An 18,491-nucleotide genomic window follows, 5' to 3' on the forward strand; every position below is an offset into this window, starting at 1 on the left:
GGATTGCGATTGGCTCAACTGTCAGTTCAGTCGCCGGAATCGTATTTGTTGAACACCTGGCGCAGGTAGGCGATGAAGGTCTCGTCGGTGCTCTGCGACTTGCCCTTGGTGTCGGAGAGCTTGGCCACCGGCTGGCCGTTGCAGCGCACGAGTTTCATGACGATGTTCAGCGGCTTGTGCGGCGTGTCGTTGGTGAGCTTGGTGCCGATGCCGAAGCCGGTCATCACGCGGTCGGCGAAATGGCGGTACAGCTCGAGCGCCTTGGGCACGGTCAGCGCATCCGAAAACACCAGGCGCTTGGTGCGCGCATCGATGCGCAGCTTGCCGTAGTGCGCCAGCGCCTTCTCGCCCCACACGACCGGATCGCCCGAGTCCTGGCGCAGGCCGTCGAACAGCTTGGCGAAATACAGGTCGAAGTCGGCTAGAAAGGCATCCATGCCCACCACGTCGGTCAGGGCCGTGCCCAGGTCGCCGCGGTATTCCTGCACCCAGTTCTCGAGCGCAGCCTTCTGGAAGTCGCGCAGGCGGGTGCCGAATGACTGGTGGGCCTGCAGGTATTCGTGGGCCATGGTGCCGATCGGCGTCAGCTTGAGCTTATAGGCCAGGTAGACGTTCGAGGTGCCCTTGAAGTATTGCGGCAGCTCGCGCGCCATGGTGGAGACCACCTCGTCGTGCCACTCGCCGGAATAGCGGCGGCGCACGCCGAAATCGAAGAACTCGAAGGGATTGGCGCGCGGCGGCTCATAGGCGAAGGCGCGCAGCTCGTCGATCTTTTGCCGCAGGCGCAAACGCGCTTCGAGCAGCGCCTCTTGCTGGTCGAAGCGGCGGAAGTACAGCTCGTTGACGATGTAGAGCACGAAGATCTCGAAGCCCATCACGTGCACCAGCGGGCCGCTGGCGCGGATCACCAGGTGCGGGCCGTTGGTGGAGACCTGGATGAACTTGCGCTGGAAGCGGAACAGCGTGAGGAAGTCGGCGAAGTCGCTCTTGATGAAGCGCAGGCCGCGCAGGTAGGCGACCTCGCCCTCGGTGAACATCATGCCGCACAGGTAATCGAGCTCGCGGTCGACGTCGTGTTGCAGCTCGGCCAGCGGATAGGCCGGCTCGTTACGGCAGCGGAATTCATACTCGCCGGTGGCGCCCGGGTGGCTGTGCAACAGGGCCTGCCACATCGTGAACTTGTAAAGATCGGTCTCCAGCAGGCTGCGGACTACGGGTGTCATCAAGGCTCCAGGCATACGCGCAACGGGCGCGGCAGGCTATATTGTCGCCGACTTCTTCGCGCGGCGCTTGGGCGCCAGCATGGTGCCGGTGCAGCCCGGCGTGCCGCAGCGGCAGGCGAACAGCTTCTTGAGCGCCGGCGTGTGGCGCTCGTCGTAGATCAGCGCGTAATTATAGTTCAGCTCTTCGCCGGCCTCGATATCCTGCATGGCGTGGATATACACCTTTCCTTCGTCCTCGAAGGCTTCGCAATTGGGCGAGCAGGCATGGTTGATCCAGCGCGCCTCGTTGCCCTTGCGGCCGCCGTCGATCACGCGGCCGTCGGCCAGGCTGAAGTAAAAGGTGTGGTTGATCGGGCCGCCCGCCTTCTCGGCGCGCCGGGTCGCCTTGTCCCAGCTGATGCGCTGGCCCTTGTACTCGATGATGCGTTCACCGGCGCCGATGGCCCGGCGCGCGAACACGCCGTTGCCGTGGACGGGCGACTCGCGCACTTCGAACAGTGGGTCTTTCTTGCCGGAGCGTTTTTTATCGCGTTCTTTGGAGCGTTCTTTGGTGGTCATCTGGCGCCGCATGGATGATTGAAGGAATACATCCATTATGGCCGCAATTGCGGCGCCCTGGCCGCACACCTCATCAAGAAATGCCGGCCGCGGCGCGCAAGACGGCGATATCGATCTTTTTCATCGGTAGCAGCGCCACCATCACGGCGTCGGCATGCGGGCCGGCCATCCACGAGATGATCCCGGTCGGCGTCACCTGCCACGACAGGCCGAACTTGTCCTTGAGCCAGCCGCACTGGCGCGCCGCTTCGTCGCCGCCTTCGCCCAGGCGCTCCCAGTAATAATCGATCTGCGCCTGGTCGTCGCACATCACCATGAACGACACCGCCTCGGTGAAGTGGAACTGCGGGCCGCCGTTCATGGCGATGCAGGGCTGGCCATCGACCTCGAACTGCACCGCCATCGCGCTGCCGGGCTGCATCCGGTGCATGTCCCGGCCTGCCTCGCTGTAATGCGAGACATGCGTGATGCGCGAGTCGGGAAAGATCGCAATATAGTGCCTGGCCGCTTCTTCGGCCTGGGTGTCGAACCACAGGCAGGGCTGGATCGGTGCGTGCAGTTGCATGGCTTTCTCCTGTGAGCGGTAACGCTATCTGACAACATCCTCTTCGCGGTATTCCACGCCCGCATCCGACGCGCCGTCGCCCTTGTTCGCTTCTGCGCGGCGCAGCTCCACGCGCCGGATCTTGCCCGAGATGGTCTTGGGCAGCTCGCGAAACTCGATGCGGCGGATGCGCGCATACGGCGCCAGGCGCTCGCGCGTGAAAGCGAACAGCGCGGCCGCCATCTCGCGGCTCGGCTCCACCCCGGAGCGCAGGGTCACGAAGGCCTTCGGCACCGACAGCCGCAGCGGGTCGGGGCTCGGCACGATGGCTGCCTCGAGCACGCTATCGTGCTCGATCAGCACGCTCTCGAGCTCGAACGGGCTGATGCGGTAGTCGGACGACTTGAACACATCGTCGTTGCGGCCGACGTAGAAATAGTAGCCATCGTCGTCCACGCTCGCCGTGTCGCCCGTGTGGTAGTGGCCGGCCCGCATGACCTCAAGTGTCTTTTCCTCGTTGCCTTCGTAGCCGACCATGAGACCGATCGGATTCGCCGCAAGTTCCACCGATATCTCGCCCTCGCGCGCCGGCCGGTCGTCGATGTCGAGCAGCGCGATGCGGTAGCCAGGCAGCGGGCGGCCCATCGAGCCCGGCTTGATCGGCTGGCCCGGCGAGTTCCCGATCTGGCAGCTCGATTCGGACTGGCCGAAGCCGTCGCGGATGCGGATGCCCCAGGCGCGCTCGACCTGCTCGATCACTTCCGGGTTGAGCGGTTCGCCGGCGCCGACCAGCTCGCGCAGCGCCGGCTTCCAGGCCGCCAGGTCTTCCTTGATCAGCATGCGCCACACGGTCGGCGGCGCGCACAGCGAGGTCACGCCGCAGCGCACGATGGTGTCGAGCACGGCGCGGCTGGCGAAGCGCTCGTAGTTGTAGACGAAGACGGTGGCGCCCGCATTCCACGGCGCGAAGAAGCAGCTCCAGGCATGCTTGGCCCAGCCGGGCGAGCTGATGTTCCAGTGCACATCGCCCGGCTGCAGGCCGATCCAGTACATGGTCGACAGGTGGCCGACCGGATAGCTCTGGTGGGTATGCAGCACGAGTTTGGGCTTGGCCGTGGTGCCGGACGTGAAGTACAGCAGCAAGGGGTCGGTGGCGCGGGTCTCGCCTTCGGGCACGAACACGCTGGCCACCGTGCGGCTGTCGTCGTAGTCATGCCAGCCATCCGGGGCGCCGCCGACCGCGATCCGGGTATGGCTGCCGGCCAGCACCTCGAATTTATGGGCTTCGCTGGCCTGGGCGATCACGTGTTTCACATTGCCGCGCTCCAGGCGGTCGGCCAGGTCGTCGCCTGCGAGCAGCATCGTGGTCGGCACCAGCACCGCGCCCAGCTTGATCCCGGCCAGCATGATTTCCCACAGCTCGACCCGGTTCGGCAGCATCAGGAGCACCCGCTCGCCACGCCGCACGCCCAGGTTGCGCAGATACTCCGCCACCTGGCTCGAGCGCGCCGCCATGTCGGCGAACGAGACCTCGCGTTCGCGGCCGTCTTCCTCGACCACCCACAGGGCGGTACGATGGTTGTCCCTTGCCTGCTGGTCGAAGAAGTCGAGCGCCCAGTTGAACCGGTCGAGTTCGGGCTTCTGGAAATCGCGGTAGGCGGTGTCGTAGTCGAGCCGGTGCTGCTGGAGGAAGTCGCGCGCCTGCACGAAGCGCTGGGTTGGCGTCATGGGGTGTCTCCTGGTCGCTATTGCCTGCGGGTGGCAAGTCGCCCCCGCTGTTCTGGTGTCACGACCATTCTGCCACCGAATCGCCGTCCGGTGGCGTCTTCCTCGGCCGCGTCAGAGACGGCGCAGCGGCGTAACCTGCATCTCGTCGGCCGGCGCCATCATGTCGATCACGCGACAGTCGCCGCACATGCGCAGGCGATCGAGGTTGGCGGCGAAGGCCGGGTGGGCGCCCAGGCGGCCCAGCATGTTCTCGACCATCTGCAGGGTGCCGAAGGCCTTGTCGCAGCGGATGCAGTGGAAGGGCTGCGACTCGTTGAGCACCACCGCGCCCATGCGCTCGGGCGCGAACGACATGCGCGGCACCAGAGATATCGCGTTCTCGGGGCAGGTGTTGGCGCACAGGCCGCACTGGACGCAGTTCTTCTCGATGAAGCGCAGCTGCGGCGCGCCCTGCCCGTCCTGCAGCGCATTGGCCGGGCAGGCGCCGACGCAGGACATGCACAGGCTGCAGGCCTGGCGGTCGACGGCCAGCGTGCCGAATGGCGCATTGGGCGGCAAGTCGATGTGCAGCGGCTGGCGCGGCGCGTGGCGGTGCAGGTGGTCGAGAGCGTAGTCGAGCGTATTGCGCTTGTCCGCCGCCAGGTGGAACACCGCTGGCGCCGAAGGCACCTCGCCGCGTGGCGCATGGCCGAGGGCCAGCGCCAGCTCTTGCGCCCCCGCCAGCGGCGACGCTTGTAGCCCGTCAGCCAGCTGCAGCAGCTGGAAATGCGGCCCGGCATAGCCCAGGCCATCGACGACCGCCTGGGCGATCGCCATCTGCTCGCCCAGCGCCTGCACGTATTGCGGCGCTTCGTCGCCCGTGACCAGGATCGCGATGCCGGCCGCGCCATAGGCCAGCGCCGCCAGCCAGACGTCGATGCCGGTCGAAGCCACGTGGTGCAGCGAGAACGGCAGGATGCGGCCCGGGAGGCTGTCGCCCAGGCGCTCGACGATCCCGGCGCCGTGCGCGTCGTGCAGCAGCAGCACCGGTTGGGCGCCACCGGCCTCGCCGAAGGCGCGCAGCGCGGCCTGGATCCGCTTGCCGGTGAGCGGCGCCGGCGGATAGGCATAGCTCATGGCCCCGGTCGGGCACACGGTGCCGCAGGCACCGCAGCCGGCGCACAGGTAGGGATTGACCTTGACCCGGTCGCCGTCGCTGGCGATCGCCTTGGCCGAGCAGATGTCGACGCAGGCGGTGCAGGCATGGATGCCGTTGCGGCCGTGGGCGCAGATGCGTTCCTTGTAGCTGAAGTATTTCGGCTTCTCGAAGTCGCCGACCATGTCGAGCAGCTCCGTGAGCGCCGCCTGGCGCGCCGCCTCGTCATCGCCGGGGGCGTAGTAACCGTGCGGACGCTGGTGGCTGGCGATCAGGCGCGCCGGACACAGGTCGAGCACCAGGTCGAACCTGCCCTCGCCCACCGGCTGCCCGGCCGCGCGCCAGCGCGCTTCGAAGGCGCCAAGCCAGCCCGCCACCGCCACCGTCTGCGCCGCGTGCACCGGGTACAGGCGCAACTTGCCATCGGGTTCGTCCAGCAGCAGTACCGTGACCGACAGGGCGCCGGACAAGCGATCGGCCAGCGGCAATGCATCGCGCGCGCTGCCGACCACCAGCGTGCGTCCGTGCGAACGGTAGTCGACCGTGACGGCCGGCTCGAAGCCGGACATCTCCCTGGCGGCCTGCAGGGCGGCCAGGCGCGCGGCACGGTCGCGGCCTTCCTGGACGGGGTCTGCGGCCGCCCCGTCATTGAATCGAATATTCATGTGGTCCCTTGTGATGGCGCGTCCGGCTCGCTTGCGGCTGCCGGATCGAGATGGTCTTCATGCCCGGCGTCGGCCTTGCCTGGCTGCTCATCGTCCAGCAAGCGGCCCAACACGCCCGGCGCATGCTTGAGCGAGGCCAGCATCGCCTCGGTGAGCGGCGCTGCCTTGTTGTAGTCGCTGATATAGATGTCCAGGCCGTCCATCACCGCAAAGTTCGGATCGGCGAACAGTTTTTTGAGCGCCATGCGTTGCACCGCCTTGTCGACGCCCTTGGCGACGAAAGCCGAGTAGTCGGATTCCGGCGTCAGGCGCGCGACGTCGTCCAGGGTCGGCAGCGGCCGCGCTTCTTCCTCGCTCGGCGGCTGGACGACGGCAACCGGCGCCTCGACGGTCACGGCCTGGTCCACCGTCTCCGGCGCCGATTTCAAGCGCGCCCAACGGCGCAGGAATCCTTCCTCGGCCATCGTGTCGGTGCTCATCCGTGCTGGCGGCCCTTGCGCGGGCGCGGCGTGAAGTTCTCGCGCAGGTAGCCCGCGACCCAGCTATAGATCTCGGCCGGCATGGTCACACCGTCGGCCGACTCGCCCGAATCGAACATGCGCGTCCCCTCGACATAGCTGACCGAGGCGCGCGCCGGCATCGCGCGGCCGTCTTCCATGCGCCACAACACGAAGACCTTCGATTCCGGCGCCATGATGTTCTCGTAATAGCCTTCGTGTTCGTCGGTATACAGCTCCAGCTCGAGGCCCGAGACCAGGTAATAGTCGCGCTCCGCGCTTTCGCTCAGCATGGACAGGCGCGGCAGCTCGCCGCGATCCGGCACGATGCCCACCGCGGCCCAGCTGTCCATCTCGCCCCAGCGGTGCTGCACCGCGCGCCGCTGCATGATGATGGCGACCGGCATGCCTCCCTTTTTCATCGCGATTCCTTCATTGCTTGGGGGCGTTCTTGGGGACGCCTTTCTTGTTGACGGTCGGCGATGCCCCGGCCGGCTCGGCGCGGGTCGGTCCCTGCTTGACGTCTTCGCTCGGACGGGCCGTGCCCAGTTTCTCGCTCTTGACCGGCACATTGGCCGCGTGCAGGGCGCGTGCGCCCAGTGGCGCGGCGGCCGTGGCGGGCGCCGCGCCCGAGGTGCCGGGCGTCGCGCCCGCCGGGGCCGGAGCCGGCACGCCGGCGCTGGCCGGCGTGGGATCGGACGCGGCGATGCCAGTCGGACCCGTGACAGGTGGCGGGGGCTGGATGGTCCAGCCCTCCTGCGCGGCGCGCTGGCGCCATTGGCCGCTGATCCGGTCCATCGAGGAAGCCAGCGCTTGCTTATCGCGCGCCGCCTTGGCGTCGGCCTCGGCCTTCTTGGCCGCCGCGGCCTGGGCCTGGGCCGGCGATGGCGGCGGCAGCGCCGCCCAGGATCCGCCCGTGATGCTCAAGCCAAGCGCCAGCGCCAACAGGGATTGCAATCGCTTCGGCTTCATCGTGTTCCTCCTGCTTGCCCCTGCGGCGCAGCATTATTGGCGGCCGGGGCTTCGGTTGTACCTGGCGCCGGCGCGGCCGGGCGGTTCTCACCCGACGGCAGGTCGCTGCCCGGACGGCCGGCGCTGGACGGCTGGGTGACGCCGCTCGACGGTCCCTGGCCGGTTTCACGGGTCTCGCCACCGGTTTCGGCGCCGCTGGTGTTGCCGCCCGACCCGCCAGCAATGCCCGGCGTGCCCCCGGCATAGGTGGCGTCGGTCTCCGGACGCGCCGTCTGCGCCATGAGCTGGCCGCTGCTCAAGCCACCGGCCGACACCTGCCCCGGATACTTGGTCTGGATCACGCCGTTGGCCGCCGGCGCCTGGCCCCGGTCACAGGCGGTGAGCAGCATGGCCGCCAGCGCGGTCAGCAGCGCCCCCGCGCCGAGTTTCGATGCATCACGTAGTTTCATCGTCATTCCTTAGTGCGCGGGGCCGGGTTGCGGCCGGCCGCCCTGGCCGGGAACATCGCGCCCTGGCACCATCTTGCCGTCCTGGTCCATGCCAGGCGGGACCCCGGTCTTCATCTGTTCGTACCACAGCTGGTGGTGGGCCTTGGCCCAGTTCTCGTCCACCGTGCCGTAGCGCATGGCCTCATAGGCGCCCGGCGTGCCCCAGGTCCCGATATAGGCATGCCCCATGGCGGCCGCCATATAGACCGCCGCCGCCCCCACGTGCAGGACGTTCGCCACCTGCATCACATAGCGGGTCTGGCCGACGGCGAAATCGAGCACCAGGCCGGTGACCGACATGACCAGCCCCAGCAGTGCAACGCCGCCCCAGAACCAGGTTTTTTCGCCGGCATTGAAGAAGCCGGCCGGCACGTGCTTGTGGCTGACGATGCCGCCGCCCTTCTTGACCCACTGCCAGTCGGCGCGATTATAAAAATTGCGCTTGAGGAAAGTGAAGAACATCAGGATCGAGCACAGGATGAATAGCGGCCCGACGAAGTTGTGCAGGTATTTGGAGACGATCGCCACCCACGAAAACAGATTGTGTCCCATCCACGGCAGCATGATGTTCTTGCCGTACATGATGACGATGCCAGTGATGCCCAGCGCAATGAAGCTGAACGCCGTGGCCCAGTGCACCTGGCGCTCCCAGCGGTTAAAGCGCTGCATCTTGCGGCCCGCCTCGGCCACCTGGTTGGCCGGGCCGATGGTCCGGTAAAACACGAAGATCGCCAGCGGCACCGCCAGCAGGATGAAGCCGGCGATCGTCGCCAGCGGCCCGTTGCGCAGGTGGCGCCAGGTATTGCCCCCGCGCTGGACGATGACATTGCCTTCCTTGCTGCCGTACTGGCCCAGGTAGTGGCGGTCCATGTGCACCCGGCCCGAGGCCGAGCTGGTCATGCCGGGATCGGGCACGACTGAATCGGCCTCGATCTGCAGCATCGTCTGTTCTTCGGCGTAGGCCGGCGTGGCATCCTGGTTCTTGACGCCGGCCCAGCTGGCGGAAAAGACCAGGGCCGCCACCAGGAACAGCATGGCGCGCAGCGTATTCAGATTCGCTCGCATGGTGCCTCCTCAGGGATTGGCCCGGTTGTATTCGTTCTGCTTGCCGTTGCGGTTCTCGACCGTGGCCCACCAGGCCAGGCGGTCGTTGTGGAAGCGGCGCTGGTAAGGCCGGTCGTCCTTCTTGCCGGCATATTCACCATGGATCCAGGCTGGGTGCTGGTCTACTTCCAGGCAGCCGGCCAGCAATACGAGCGGAAGGATCAGTGCACAGGTCTTGATGAGCTTCATGTCGGGAACCTCCCCGCGTGGTTCTGCGAATCGCGCAGGTCCTGGTTGACGCGCGGCGAATCGCCCTTGACCTTCATCTCGCCGCCGCGCTTGGGCTTGCCGTAGGCGATCTTCCAGCCCCACAGCTGCGGACCGTAGCCGCGCGTCTCGACGCGCTGGCGGTAGATGTCGGCGATGATGTTGGCGTCGCCGCCCAGCAGCGCCTTGGTGCCGCATTGCTCGGCGCAGGCCGGTAGCTTCCCTTCGGCGATGCGGTTGCGGCCGTATTTCTTGAATTCGGCTTCCGAAGTATCCGGCTCCGGGCCGCCGGCGCAGAAGGTACATTTGTCCATCTTGCCGCGGTGGTTGAACAGGCCCGTCTCGGGGAACTGCGGCGCGCCGAACGGACAGGCGTAGTAGCAGTAGCCGCAGCCGATGCACTGGTCCTTGCTGTGCAGGACGATGCCGTCCTCGGTGTGATAGATGCAGTTGGTCGGGCATACGGCCAGGCATGGCGCGTCGGTGCAGTGCATGCAGGCGATCGACACCGAGCGCTCGCCCGGGATCCCGTCGTTGATGGTCACCACGCGGCGCCGGTTGATGCCCCAGGCCAGCTCGTGCTCGTTCTTGCATGCGGTCACGCAGCCGTTGCAGTCGATGCAGCGCTCCGTGTCGCAGATAAACTTCATTCTTGCTGCCATAGTCGCTCTCCTCCTCGTCAGGCCCGCACCACACGGCACAGCGAGACCTTGGTTTCCTGCATCATGGTCACGGCATCATAGCCATAGGTCCAGCCGGTATTGATGGCCTCGCCACGTACGATCGGCGCCCCGTGTTCGGGATAGTGCTGTTCCAGGTCTTCGCCCATCCACCAGCCGCCGAAGTGGAATGGCGCCCACACCAGTCCCACCGGCACCCGCTCGGTGACCATCGCCATCATCTTCAGGCGGGCGCCGGTCGGCGTTTCGAGCCAGACGTATTCGCCGATCTTGGCGCCGATCTGGACGGCGTCGCGCGGATTGATCTCGACGAACATGTTTTGCTGCAGCTCGGCCAGCCAGGGATTGGAACGGGTTTCCTCGCCACCGCCTTCGTATTCGACCAGGCGGCCCGAGGTCATGATCAGCGGGAAGTCTTTCGAATAATCGACCGCCTGCACCGATTTATACAGCGTCGGCAGGCGCCAGTGGTTGGCCTTGTCGTCATAGGTCGGGTACTTGGCCACCAGGTCGCGCCGCGGCGTCGCCAGCGGTTCGCGGTGCACCGGCACCGGATCGGGGAAGTTCCAGACATTGCAGCGTGCCCGCGCATTGCCGTACGGCGCGCAGCCGTGGGCGATGACGACCCGGATGATCCCGCCCGACAGGTCGGTCTTCCAGTTCTTGCCCTCGGCCATGGCCTGCTCGGCCGGCGTGAGCTCGGCCCACCAGCCGAGTTTCTTCAGGAACACGTGATCGAACTCGGGGTAGCCGAAGTCGAGCTCGCTGTGCTTGGTGGTCGAGCCGTCGGCCGCGAGCAGGCTCGAGCCGTTGTGCTCGACGCCCCAGTTGGCGCGGAACGGCAGGCCGCCTTCGGCCACGCTCTTGCTCAGGTCATACAGGATCGGCGTGCCCGGGTGCTTCATTTCGGGCGTGCCCCAGCAGGGCCACGGCAGGCCGTAGTAATCGCCCTTGCACGGACCCGAATCGGCGCGCAAGGTGGTCGGATTGAAGGTGTGCTTGTTCTCCATGTGCAGCTTGAGCCGCTCGGGCGAACAGCCCGTGTAGCCGATGGTCCAGCACGAGCGGTTGATCTCGCGCAGGATGTCCTCGACCACCGGTTCGTTGTGCACCACCTTGATATTCTTGCAGAGTTCGTCGGCGAAGCCGAGCTTGCGCGCGAACAGGTACATGATCTCGTGGTCGGTCTTGCACTCGAACAGCGGCTGGATGACCCGCTCGCGCCACTGGATCGAACGATTGGACGCCGTGCACGAACCCTGGGTCTCGAATTGCGAGGCGGCCGGCAGCAGGTACACACCATCGGTGCGGCCGTGCATCGAGGCCGTCATGCTCGGGTACGGGTCGATCACCACCATCAGGTCGAGCTTCTGCATTGCCGCCTTCATGTCCGGCAGGCGGGTCTGGCTGTTGGGCGCGTGGCCCCAGTACAGCACCGCACGCAGCTTGCTCGGCTGGTCGATGAACTGTTCCTGCTCGTTGACGGCGTCGAACCAGCGCGATACCGTGATCCCGGGCTTTTCCATCAGTTCCTTGGAACCGAAGCGCGACTTGATCCACTCGTAGTCGACACCCCAGACCTCGGCGAAGTGCTTCCAGGCGCCTTCGGCGATGCCATAGTAGCCGGGCAGCGAGTCGCCATTGGGGCCGACGTCGGTCGCGCCCTGGACGTTGTCATGGCCGCGGTAGATATTGGCGCCGCCGCCCGGGATACCGATATTGCCGAGCGCCAGCTGCAGGATCGATAGCGCGCGCACATTGGCGGTGCCCACGTGGTGCTGGGTGATGCCCATGCACCAGACCACCGACGACGGACGGTTGGTGGCCAGCATCTCGGCCGCGAGGCGCACGGCCGATTCAGGCACGCCGGTGACATCCGCCACCTTGTCGGGCGTCCATTTCATGACCTCGGCACGCACGTCTTCCATGCCCCAGGTGCGCTCTTCGATGAACTTCTTGTCTTCCCAGCCGTTGTTGAAGATGTGGTACAGGATGCCCCAGACCAGCGGGATGTCGGTGCCGGGCCGTACCCGCACATAGTGGTCGGCAAAGCGCGCGGTACGGGTAAAGCGCGGATCGATCACGATCATCTTGGCGCCCAGTTCCTTGGCGTGCAGGAAGTGCAGCATCGAGATCGGGTGCGCCTCGGCCGGGTTGGAACCGATGAACAGCACCGCCTTGCTGTGGTGCAAGTCGTTGAACGAATTCGTCATCGCACCATAGCCGAAGGTCTGGGCCACGCCCGCCACCGTGGTCGAGTGACAGATGCGGGCCTGGTGGTCGCAGTTATTGGTGCCGAAGAACGAGACCCATTTGCGCAGCAAATAGGCCTGCTCGTTATTGTGCTTGGAGCTGCCGATCACCATCAGAGCGTCCGGCCCGGCCTCCTTGCGCAACTGCAGCAGCTTGTCGCCGATCTCGTCGATCGCCTGGTCCCAGGAGATGCGCTGGTACTTGCCGTTCACCAGCTTCATCGGATAGCGCAGGCGGTGTTCGCCGAACGCGTGCTCGCGCACCGAGGCGCCCTTGGCGCAGTGGGCGCCCATATTGATCGGCGAATCGAAGGCGGCCTCTTGCCGCACCCAGACGCCGTTGGCGACCACCGCGTCGACCGAGCAGCCGACCGAGCAATGGCTGCACACGGTGCGCTTGACCTCGGTCGGCACCGGGGTGTTCGGCACCGGATCGGCCTGGGCCGGCTCGATCACGTTCAGCGGCAGGTGGCGCGCCATGGCGCCGGCGCCGGCGGCAACGCCGGCCCCGACCAGGAAGCGGCGCCGTTTCAACGCGCTGTCGCGCGTGGACTTGACCAATGACATAGCGATTCCTCGGTTTGCCTACCAGTAGGCGGCGGTCTCGTAATAGCGGCGGATGTGATCCGTCTCGTGGTAGCCGCGCTTGGCCTTGGGATCGGGCGCGGCCGGGGCAGCGTCTGGCGCGGCAGTCGCCGGGGCGGCGGCCGCGGCCACCACCAGGGCGCCCAGCGGGGCGGCTTTCAGGAAGCCGCGCCGCGCGGGATCGGGCCGGTCGGGCGCGGCCTGTGGGTCATGCTTGTTCATCGCTCTCCTCTCCTACGGCGAATGCTTCCGCCTCGATTGCCAGGAATGCCTGCGCGAAGCGGGCGACCAGGCGGTAATAGTTGGCGCCTTCGGCATTGGCGATGTCGTCCAGCGCGCGCATGCACCAGGAGCCGAGATGGGCCTCGAAGAAGCTGCGCTGCACTGCCAGCGGCTGGCGCCGGATGCCGGGCGCGCCGGCAACCAGCACGCGCATGGTCTCGCACAGCGCGCCGAGGTGGTCTTCGAAGTCGCCGCGGCTGCGCATGCGCGCCACGCCGAGCCGGGCCAGGTCCTGGCGCAGGTGCGCCAGCGGCGTGTCGTTCATGTAGCCGGCCAGGTAGCGCGAACCATAGGGGTCGACCGGCGGCGTGCCGATGCTGACGAACAGCGCGGTGAATTCATCGTGGACGAGCCCGGGGTCCATGACGCCGGACGCCACGGTCAGCTGCTCCCAGGCGCGCTCGAGCGCCGGATCGCCGCCTTCGGCCAGGATCGGATCGCTCGACGCGAGGGCCTCGAGCAGCGCGGCGTCGGGCGCCGCGAGCAGCAGGCGCGACAGCAAGGCGTAGAGGTCGGCGCGGGCCTGGTCTTCGCCGCTGGGTGGCATGCCCGTGATCGGGGCTGCAGCGTCCATGGCAGGTTTGACGGACGTGCTCGCACTTGTAGGTGACACTGTCGATCACTCCAGTTGTTCAAATTGTATCGGTAGTGTAGACCCCGATTCGCATTGAGCGCGCACAGTTGCCGGAGCGATCGAGGGAACCGTGGCGGCGCCGCCCGGCATTCAGACCGTAACACAACGATTTGTTTCTACATTGCAAATAAATGGCATCGGTTTGTCCAATTTGATGCTGCAACGCGTCTATAATCTTGGTGTACTGAATTTACCGACCATCCCTCATGACCCAGCCCCTGATCCAGCACGCCGAGCCGCCCCTGAATCTCCATGCGCTCAAGTCCTGCGCGCAGTGCAGCATGCACCAGCTGTGCCTGCCGATGGGACTGGAAGACGCCGAGATCGACCGCCTGGACAAGATCATCGGGCGCCGCCGCCGCCTCGAGCGCGACGAGCGCCTGTACGGCGTGGGCGAATCGTTCCGCAACCTGTACGCGGTGCGCTTCGGCCACTTCAAGACCTACCAGGTGAACGCCGCCGGCGAAGCCCAGATCACCGGCTTCCAGATGGCCGGCGAGCTGCTGGGCATGGACGCGATCAGCGGCACCCACCATTGCGACGCGGTGGCGCTGGAGGATTCCGAGGTATGCGAGATTCCGTTTGCGCGCCTGGAAGACCTGTTCGGCGAAGTGCCGACCCTGCTGCGCCACTTCCACCGCATCATGAGCCAGGAGATCACGCGCGAGCAGAACGTCATGCTCCTGCTCGGGAATATGCGCGCCGAGCAGCGCTTCGCCGTCTTCCTGGTGAACCTGTCGGCGCGCTACGCTACCCGCGGCTATGCGGCCAACCGCTTCCAGCTGCGCATGTCGCGCGAAGACATCGGCAACTACCTGGGCCTGACCATCGAGAGCATCAGCCGCCTGCTGTCGCGCTTCAAGAAACAGGGCTGGCTCGAAGTCGACAAGCGCGAACTCACCCTGCTCGATCCGGTCAAGCTCAAGGCGCTGGCAGCCGGCACCGACGTGTGCAGCCCGATGGCGTGAGCGCATGACGCCGCAGCCCTCGTGCGACCTGCACCTGCGCAGCTACGATCGCGTGCACTGGGGAGACCGCCACGACTTCGCCCAGCTGGTCCTGCCGGTGCACGGCGACGTGCTGCTCGACATCGGGGAGCGGCGCGGCCGGCTCGATCCGCTGCATGGCGCGCTGGTGGCGCCCGGCGCCTGGCATGCGCAATCGAGCCAGGGCGCCAATCAGTCCTTGATCGTCGACGTCGACGGCGCCGCCTTCGGGCACGGTCCCTGGCAGGATCTGGTGGAGCGGCCCTTCGTCGCGCTCGGGCCGGCGGCGCGCAAGCTGGTCGAATTCATGGGACTCTTGGCGCGCGAGGCCGCCCCGCCGCGCGCGCTGGTGCAGGGTTGGGTGCCGCTGCTGCTCGACACCCTGAGCCTGGCGACGCCGCGTGCCAACTCGCGCCTGGCCGCCCTGCTGGCGCGCATCGAAGCCGCGCCCGGGCTCGCGTGGACCACCGAATCGATGGCGCGCGCCGCCAACCTGAGCGTCAGTCGCCTGCATGCCGTATTTCGCGAAGAATTGGACAGCACCCCGCATGCCTGGCTGCTGGGCTGCCGCCTCGATCGTGCGCGCGCTCTGCTGGCCGAGAGCCACCGCACTGTGGCCGATATCGCGCTGGCCTGCGGGTTTTCGGACCAGGCCAGCCTGACGCGGGCCATGCGCCGCGCGTTCGACACCACGCCCGCCGCCTATCGGCGTAAAAGTCAGGAGAACGCGTCAAAGGCGCAGTAGTCCCGGCCAAGACCGTCGCTCGTCGATCCCCGAGAATCTCCATTCATCAAAGGAGATCCACATGTTCATCGTTACCGGCGCGGGCGGCCTGTCCCGCCCCACCCTGCTCGGCATCGGCGCCGGGATCGCCGCCGGCGCACTCTGGGGGCTGGTGTTCCTGGCGCCGGAACTGGCGCCCGGATTCCTGCCGATCCAGCTCTCGGCCGGGCGCTACCTGGCTTATGGATTGATCGCCGCCCTTCTCATCTACCCGGCCTGGGGCCGGCTGCGCCGCCAGCTCGGCTGGCAAGCCTGGCGCACGCTGGTTGGGCTCAGCCTGACCGGCAACATCGTCTATTACATGTTCCTGGCCAATGCGGTGCAACTGGGCGGCGTGGCCATGGCCTCGATCGTGATCGGGCTGCTGCCGATCGCGGTCACCCTGGTGGGGTCGCGCGACCGCCATGCAGTGCCGCTGCGGCGGCTACTGCCTTCGCTGCTGCTGAGCGGCGCGGGCCTGGCCTGCATCGGCTGGGAGTCGCTGTCGGCGTCCGGCACCGGCTCGCTGGCCGGCCTGGCCTGCGCCTTCGGCGCGCTGCTGTCGTGGACGATCTTCGCGGTGCATAACAGCCGCTGGCTGGCGCGCATCGACGGCGTGTCGTCGCATGAGTGGAACCTGCTGGTGGGTGTGGTGACGGGCCTGATGGCGCTGGTGCTGGCGGTGCCGGCCTTCGTGCTGGCGCCGGGAGAGCACAGCCTGCCGGCGTGGCTGCAGTTCTGGGCCCTGGTGACCGCAGTGGCGGTCCTGTGCTCGGTGGTAGGCAACGCCTTGTGGAACCACGCCAGCCGCGCCCTGCCCTTGAGCCTGATGGGACAGATGATCGTGTTCGAGACCGTCTTCGCGGCGCTGTATGGATTCCTGTGGGAGGCGCGCTGGCCGACCGGGTTCGAGACGGCGGCCATGGTGCTGCTGGTGGGGGGCGTGGTGTCATGTGCATCGGCGCACCGAAAGAACAGGGTGGCCATGCGAAAAGCGTAGGTAACTTGCAACAACGTGAAAAATTGAATCGTGCGCGCAACAAAAATCTTCTCTTATCTTACTATACGCATTATCAATTTTTTAACAACCAAGGAAATGTTGCAATGAAGACTGTCTCAATCCGCCTACTGTCCAGCCTGCTCCTGATGGCCGCATCGTTCCCGGCCTCGGCCGCTCCGACCGTGGTCGCGGCGCTTGAAGTGAAAGGCGTATTCAATGAAAAAATTGGTCCTGCGCCGCAATGTGCGTCCACCCTCGGCGGCAAGCTTGCCGGCCATGGTGAGACGGCCGAAGGAACGCCGGTTGCGTTCGTCGGCGGAGATTGCTTCGCCCAGTCTGGCACGACATTCACCTTCAGCAATGGCAAGTTCATCCTGCTGTATCCAAACGGCGACCAGATCTTTGCCAACTACGGTGGCCAGTTCATTCCCACCGGTGTAGGCACTGCCTACATCATGAACGGCGGCACCTTCACCATCACCGGCGGCTCCGGCACCTATTCCGGTGCACGCGGGGGCGGCTACCTGAGCGGCACCGAAGACCTGTCCAACGGCGCCGGTACGATCGTGTTATCGGGTCGTGTACAGTACAAGCCGAAGAATCGCTGAAGCAGCGCCAGGCCGCACTGACACTGCGTCGTAACGGCCCAGGGAAAAAGCGGCATGTGGTCTCCCGCTCGTTTTTCATGTCCCAGCGGGTGGGTTGACGAGGATCTGCCGGTGACGTCATCAAGAGATCCTGCAAGTACGTCAACGCGCATCCATCACGGCGCGCAGATGCCGCACCGCCGCCAAGGCCATCTCGGGCGTCGCAAAATTGGTGAACCCCATCAACAGCCCACCGCGATCCGCCCTGCCCACCCGCCAGTCGCCCAGCGCCTGCAGACCCAAACCGCGCGCCTGGGCCGCCGCCGTCAGCGCCCGGTCGTCTTGCCCGGCCCCGAGCCGCGCCAGCACATGGATGCCACCGGCCTGCGGCTGGACCTCGATCCGCTCGCCCAGTTCCGACACCAGCGCCGCGACCAGGTAAGCACGCCGCTCGGCATACAGCAGACGCATCTTGCGCAGGTGGCGCGCAAAATGCCCCTGCTCCATGAAATCGGCCACGGTCGCCTGCGGCAGGATCGAACCCGGGCCAGGCAGGTAGTCGACCTGCGCGCGCGTGCGCGCCATTTGCGACTCGGGCACGACCAGGTAGGCCAGCCGCAGTCCGGGCAGCAGCACCTTGCTGAAGGTGCCGGTGTACAGCACCCGTCCGTGGCGGTCGAGGCTCTTCAGCGCCGGCAGTGGCCGGCCGTGGTAGCGGAACTCGCTGTCGTAGTCGTCCTCGACGATCCAGGCGCGGTTGGAGCGCGCCCATTCCAGCAGCTCCAGGCGCCTTGGCAGCGACATCGCCATGCCCATCGGGCTCTGGTGGGTCGGCGTCACCACCGCGAAGCGCGCATCCGGCGCGCGCTGCATGCCGCGCACCACGTCCAGGCCCTGGTCATCGACCGGCACCGGCTCCAGGCGCAGGCCGGATTGCAGCAGGAAGCGGCGCGCGAGGACATAGCCCGGGTCTTCATACCAGCCGGTGTCGCCATCCTGCAGCACGACGCGCCGCGCCAGCTCCAGCGCGCCGTGGTAGCCGGCGGTGACGAACACCTGCTCGGGCGTACAGTCGATGCCGCGCGCGATGCCGAGATAGGTGGCGATGCTGCGCCGCAGGGCGCCGTAGCCGGCCGGATCGGGGTAGGTCATCGCCATCGCCTCCAGTGCACGCAGGTTGCGCCCGGCCAGGCGCGCCCAGGTCTTGCGCGGGAACGCGTCCAGCGCCGGCAAGCCGAGCTGGAACGGCAGGGCTTCGCCCGGCGCGCCTTGCGGGGAACTGGCATTCGGCGCGCGGTGCGCCGCGATCCTGGGCCTGGTCGCGCCGGCCAGCTTCGCCAACTGCGGCGAGACGACCGTCCCGGCCGCCCCGCGCGCCACGAAATAGCCTTCGCCGACCAGCATTTGATAGGCCGCTTCCACGGTGCCGCGCGCCAGGTTCAATTCGCTGGCCAGGCTGCGCACCGACGGCACCCGGTCGCCCGGCTTGAGCTTGCCGGCGGCGATCGCTTCGCAATAGCGGCGATACAGCTGCAGGTAGATCGGCTCGCAATGGTCGCGGCTCGGCTTCAGGTTCTGGATATCCATGATGTCCTATTCAT

Annotated in this window: 20 protein-coding genes; 4 read left to right on the top strand and 16 right to left on the bottom strand. The window is 66.7% G+C overall.

The features are described 5' to 3' along the window. Nucleotides 1–26 precede the first annotated feature (26 nt). From pncB to E8M83_RS16445, 15 genes are all read right to left on the bottom strand, one after another. The gene (gene pncB, locus E8M83_RS16375; RefSeq protein WP_137174415.1) at nucleotides 27–1,223 is read right to left on the bottom strand and encodes a nicotinate phosphoribosyltransferase; all 1,197 of its coding nucleotides are present in this window, start codon (nucleotides 1,221–1,223) and stop codon (nucleotides 27–29) included. A 36-nt stretch (nucleotides 1,224–1,259) separates the two neighbouring features. After that, complete coding sequence (locus E8M83_RS16380) at nucleotides 1,260–1,781, bottom strand: SET domain-containing protein (RefSeq protein ID WP_170976841.1); 522 nt, start codon at nucleotides 1,779–1,781, stop codon at nucleotides 1,260–1,262. A 73-nt stretch (nucleotides 1,782–1,854) separates the two neighbouring features. Then, a complete protein-coding gene (locus tag E8M83_RS16385) occupies nucleotides 1,855–2,346 on the bottom strand; it encodes a VOC family protein (RefSeq protein WP_137174416.1) in 492 nt (163 codons plus the stop codon). 24 nt (nucleotides 2,347–2,370) lie between these two features. After that, complete coding sequence (locus E8M83_RS16390; protein WP_137174417.1) at nucleotides 2,371–4,053, bottom strand: AMP-binding protein; 1,683 nt, start codon at nucleotides 4,051–4,053, stop codon at nucleotides 2,371–2,373. Between the two features lie 111 nt (nucleotides 4,054–4,164). Beyond that, entirely contained in the window at nucleotides 4,165–5,853 is a 1,689-nt protein-coding gene (locus tag E8M83_RS16395; RefSeq protein WP_137174418.1) for a 4Fe-4S binding protein, read from the bottom strand. Continuing rightward, nucleotides 5,850–6,332, bottom strand: a complete 483-nt coding sequence (locus E8M83_RS16400) for a DUF3306 domain-containing protein (protein WP_229491574.1) — start codon at nucleotides 6,330–6,332, stop codon at nucleotides 5,850–5,852. The genes E8M83_RS16395 and E8M83_RS16400 overlap by 4 nt, the downstream gene beginning before the upstream one ends. After that, nucleotides 6,329–6,772, bottom strand: coding sequence for a DUF3305 domain-containing protein (locus E8M83_RS16405; RefSeq protein WP_137174419.1), 444 nt, complete (start codon nucleotides 6,770–6,772; stop codon nucleotides 6,329–6,331). The genes E8M83_RS16400 and E8M83_RS16405 overlap by 4 nt, the downstream gene beginning before the upstream one ends. A 10-nt stretch (nucleotides 6,773–6,782) precedes the next feature. Continuing rightward, nucleotides 6,783–7,322, bottom strand: coding sequence for a hypothetical protein (locus tag E8M83_RS16410; RefSeq protein WP_137174420.1), 540 nt, complete (start codon nucleotides 7,320–7,322; stop codon nucleotides 6,783–6,785). Further along, nucleotides 7,319–7,771 (bottom strand): hypothetical protein, encoded by a 453-nt coding sequence (locus tag E8M83_RS16415; RefSeq protein WP_137174421.1) that lies wholly within the window; start codon nucleotides 7,769–7,771, stop codon nucleotides 7,319–7,321. The genes E8M83_RS16410 and E8M83_RS16415 overlap by 4 nt, the downstream gene beginning before the upstream one ends. Nucleotides 7,772–7,780: 9 nt before the next feature. Beyond that, the gene (locus tag E8M83_RS16420; RefSeq protein WP_137174422.1) at nucleotides 7,781–8,875 is read right to left on the bottom strand and encodes a formate dehydrogenase subunit gamma; all 1,095 of its coding nucleotides are present in this window, start codon (nucleotides 8,873–8,875) and stop codon (nucleotides 7,781–7,783) included. Nucleotides 8,876–8,884: 9 nt separating this feature from the next. Beyond that, nucleotides 8,885–9,103, bottom strand: a complete 219-nt coding sequence (locus tag E8M83_RS16425; RefSeq protein WP_137174423.1) for a hypothetical protein — start codon at nucleotides 9,101–9,103, stop codon at nucleotides 8,885–8,887. Then, complete coding sequence (gene fdh3B / locus E8M83_RS16430; protein ID WP_137174424.1) at nucleotides 9,100–9,771, bottom strand: formate dehydrogenase FDH3 subunit beta; 672 nt, start codon at nucleotides 9,769–9,771, stop codon at nucleotides 9,100–9,102. Before fdh3B ends, E8M83_RS16425 begins: the two co-directional genes overlap by 4 nt. A 29-nt stretch (nucleotides 9,772–9,800) precedes the next feature. Then, the gene (locus E8M83_RS16435; protein ID WP_137174425.1) at nucleotides 9,801–12,620 is read right to left on the bottom strand and encodes a formate dehydrogenase subunit alpha; all 2,820 of its coding nucleotides are present in this window, start codon (nucleotides 12,618–12,620) and stop codon (nucleotides 9,801–9,803) included. Between the two features lie 18 nt (nucleotides 12,621–12,638). After that, nucleotides 12,639–12,860, bottom strand: a complete 222-nt coding sequence (locus E8M83_RS16440) for a formate dehydrogenase (protein ID WP_137174426.1) — start codon at nucleotides 12,858–12,860, stop codon at nucleotides 12,639–12,641. Further along, the gene (locus E8M83_RS16445) at nucleotides 12,847–13,494 is read right to left on the bottom strand and encodes a molecular chaperone (protein ID WP_229491583.1); all 648 of its coding nucleotides are present in this window, start codon (nucleotides 13,492–13,494) and stop codon (nucleotides 12,847–12,849) included. The genes E8M83_RS16440 and E8M83_RS16445 overlap by 14 nt, the downstream gene beginning before the upstream one ends. A 266-nt stretch (nucleotides 13,495–13,760) precedes the next feature. On the opposite strand from E8M83_RS16445, the gene fnr reads away from it, so the two are divergent. From fnr to E8M83_RS16465, 4 genes are all read left to right on the top strand, one after another. Then, the gene (gene fnr / locus E8M83_RS16450) at nucleotides 13,761–14,522 is read left to right on the top strand and encodes a fumarate/nitrate reduction transcriptional regulator Fnr (RefSeq protein ID WP_137174428.1); all 762 of its coding nucleotides are present in this window, start codon (nucleotides 13,761–13,763) and stop codon (nucleotides 14,520–14,522) included. Nucleotides 14,523–14,526: 4 nt separating this feature from the next. Continuing rightward, nucleotides 14,527–15,285, top strand: coding sequence for an AraC family transcriptional regulator (locus tag E8M83_RS16455; RefSeq protein ID WP_137174429.1), 759 nt, complete (start codon nucleotides 14,527–14,529; stop codon nucleotides 15,283–15,285). A 61-nt stretch (nucleotides 15,286–15,346) separates the two neighbouring features. After that, nucleotides 15,347–16,303, top strand: a complete 957-nt coding sequence (locus tag E8M83_RS16460) for a DMT family transporter (RefSeq protein WP_137174430.1) — start codon at nucleotides 15,347–15,349, stop codon at nucleotides 16,301–16,303. Then, nucleotides 16,255–16,911: a hypothetical protein gene (locus tag E8M83_RS16465; protein ID WP_229491585.1), complete on the top strand. Its 657-nt coding sequence runs from the start codon at nucleotides 16,255–16,257 to the stop codon at nucleotides 16,909–16,911. The genes E8M83_RS16460 and E8M83_RS16465 overlap by 49 nt, the downstream gene beginning before the upstream one ends. A gap of 141 nt (nucleotides 16,912–17,052) precedes the next feature. Here the strand turns inward: E8M83_RS16465 and E8M83_RS16470 are convergent, their stop codons facing one another. Further along, nucleotides 17,053–18,477, bottom strand: a complete 1,425-nt coding sequence (locus tag E8M83_RS16470) for a PLP-dependent aminotransferase family protein (protein ID WP_137174431.1) — start codon at nucleotides 18,475–18,477, stop codon at nucleotides 17,053–17,055. Nucleotides 18,478–18,491 lie beyond the last annotated feature (14 nt).

Source organism: Massilia sp. HP4, from assembly GCF_005222695.1.
Taxonomy (GTDB): Bacteria; Pseudomonadota; Gammaproteobacteria; order Burkholderiales; family Burkholderiaceae_D; genus Telluria.

What these genes read in the sequence shown, in the direction of transcription:
- pncB (WP_137174415.1), bottom strand. Translation starts at nt 1,223, where the DNA reads ATGACACCCGTAGTCCGCAGCCTGCTGGAGACCGATCTTTACAAGTTC.
- E8M83_RS16380 (WP_170976841.1), bottom strand. Translation starts at nt 1,781, where the DNA reads ATGACCACCAAAGAACGCTCCAAAGAACGCGATAAAAAACGCTCCGGC.
- E8M83_RS16385 (WP_137174416.1), bottom strand. Translation starts at nt 2,346, where the DNA reads ATGCAACTGCACGCACCGATCCAGCCCTGCCTGTGGTTCGACACCCAG.
- E8M83_RS16390 (WP_137174417.1), bottom strand. Translation starts at nt 4,053, where the DNA reads ATGACGCCAACCCAGCGCTTCGTGCAGGCGCGCGACTTCCTCCAGCAG.
- E8M83_RS16395 (WP_137174418.1), bottom strand. Translation starts at nt 5,853, where the DNA reads ATGAATATTCGATTCAATGACGGGGCGGCCGCAGACCCCGTCCAGGAA.
- E8M83_RS16400 (WP_229491574.1), bottom strand. Translation starts at nt 6,332, where the DNA reads ATGAGCACCGACACGATGGCCGAGGAAGGATTCCTGCGCCGTTGGGCG.
- E8M83_RS16405 (WP_137174419.1), bottom strand. Translation starts at nt 6,772, where the DNA reads ATGAAAAAGGGAGGCATGCCGGTCGCCATCATCATGCAGCGGCGCGCG.
- E8M83_RS16410 (WP_137174420.1), bottom strand. Translation starts at nt 7,322, where the DNA reads ATGAAGCCGAAGCGATTGCAATCCCTGTTGGCGCTGGCGCTTGGCTTG.
- E8M83_RS16415 (WP_137174421.1), bottom strand. Translation starts at nt 7,771, where the DNA reads ATGAAACTACGTGATGCATCGAAACTCGGCGCGGGGGCGCTGCTGACC.
- E8M83_RS16420 (WP_137174422.1), bottom strand. Translation starts at nt 8,875, where the DNA reads ATGCGAGCGAATCTGAATACGCTGCGCGCCATGCTGTTCCTGGTGGCG.
- E8M83_RS16425 (WP_137174423.1), bottom strand. Translation starts at nt 9,103, where the DNA reads ATGAAGCTCATCAAGACCTGTGCACTGATCCTTCCGCTCGTATTGCTG.
- fdh3B (WP_137174424.1), bottom strand. Translation starts at nt 9,771, where the DNA reads ATGAAGTTTATCTGCGACACGGAGCGCTGCATCGACTGCAACGGCTGC.
- E8M83_RS16435 (WP_137174425.1), bottom strand. Translation starts at nt 12,620, where the DNA reads ATGTCATTGGTCAAGTCCACGCGCGACAGCGCGTTGAAACGGCGCCGC.
- E8M83_RS16440 (WP_137174426.1), bottom strand. Translation starts at nt 12,860, where the DNA reads ATGAACAAGCATGACCCACAGGCCGCGCCCGACCGGCCCGATCCCGCG.
- E8M83_RS16445 (WP_229491583.1), bottom strand. Translation starts at nt 13,494, where the DNA reads ATGGACGCTGCAGCCCCGATCACGGGCATGCCACCCAGCGGCGAAGAC.
- fnr (WP_137174428.1), top strand. Translation starts at nt 13,761, where the DNA reads ATGACCCAGCCCCTGATCCAGCACGCCGAGCCGCCCCTGAATCTCCAT.
- E8M83_RS16455 (WP_137174429.1), top strand. Translation starts at nt 14,527, where the DNA reads ATGACGCCGCAGCCCTCGTGCGACCTGCACCTGCGCAGCTACGATCGC.
- E8M83_RS16460 (WP_137174430.1), top strand. Translation starts at nt 15,347, where the DNA reads ATGTTCATCGTTACCGGCGCGGGCGGCCTGTCCCGCCCCACCCTGCTC.
- E8M83_RS16465 (WP_229491585.1), top strand. Translation starts at nt 16,255, where the DNA reads ATGTGCATCGGCGCACCGAAAGAACAGGGTGGCCATGCGAAAAGCGTA.
- E8M83_RS16470 (WP_137174431.1), bottom strand. Translation starts at nt 18,477, where the DNA reads ATGGATATCCAGAACCTGAAGCCGAGCCGCGACCATTGCGAGCCGATC.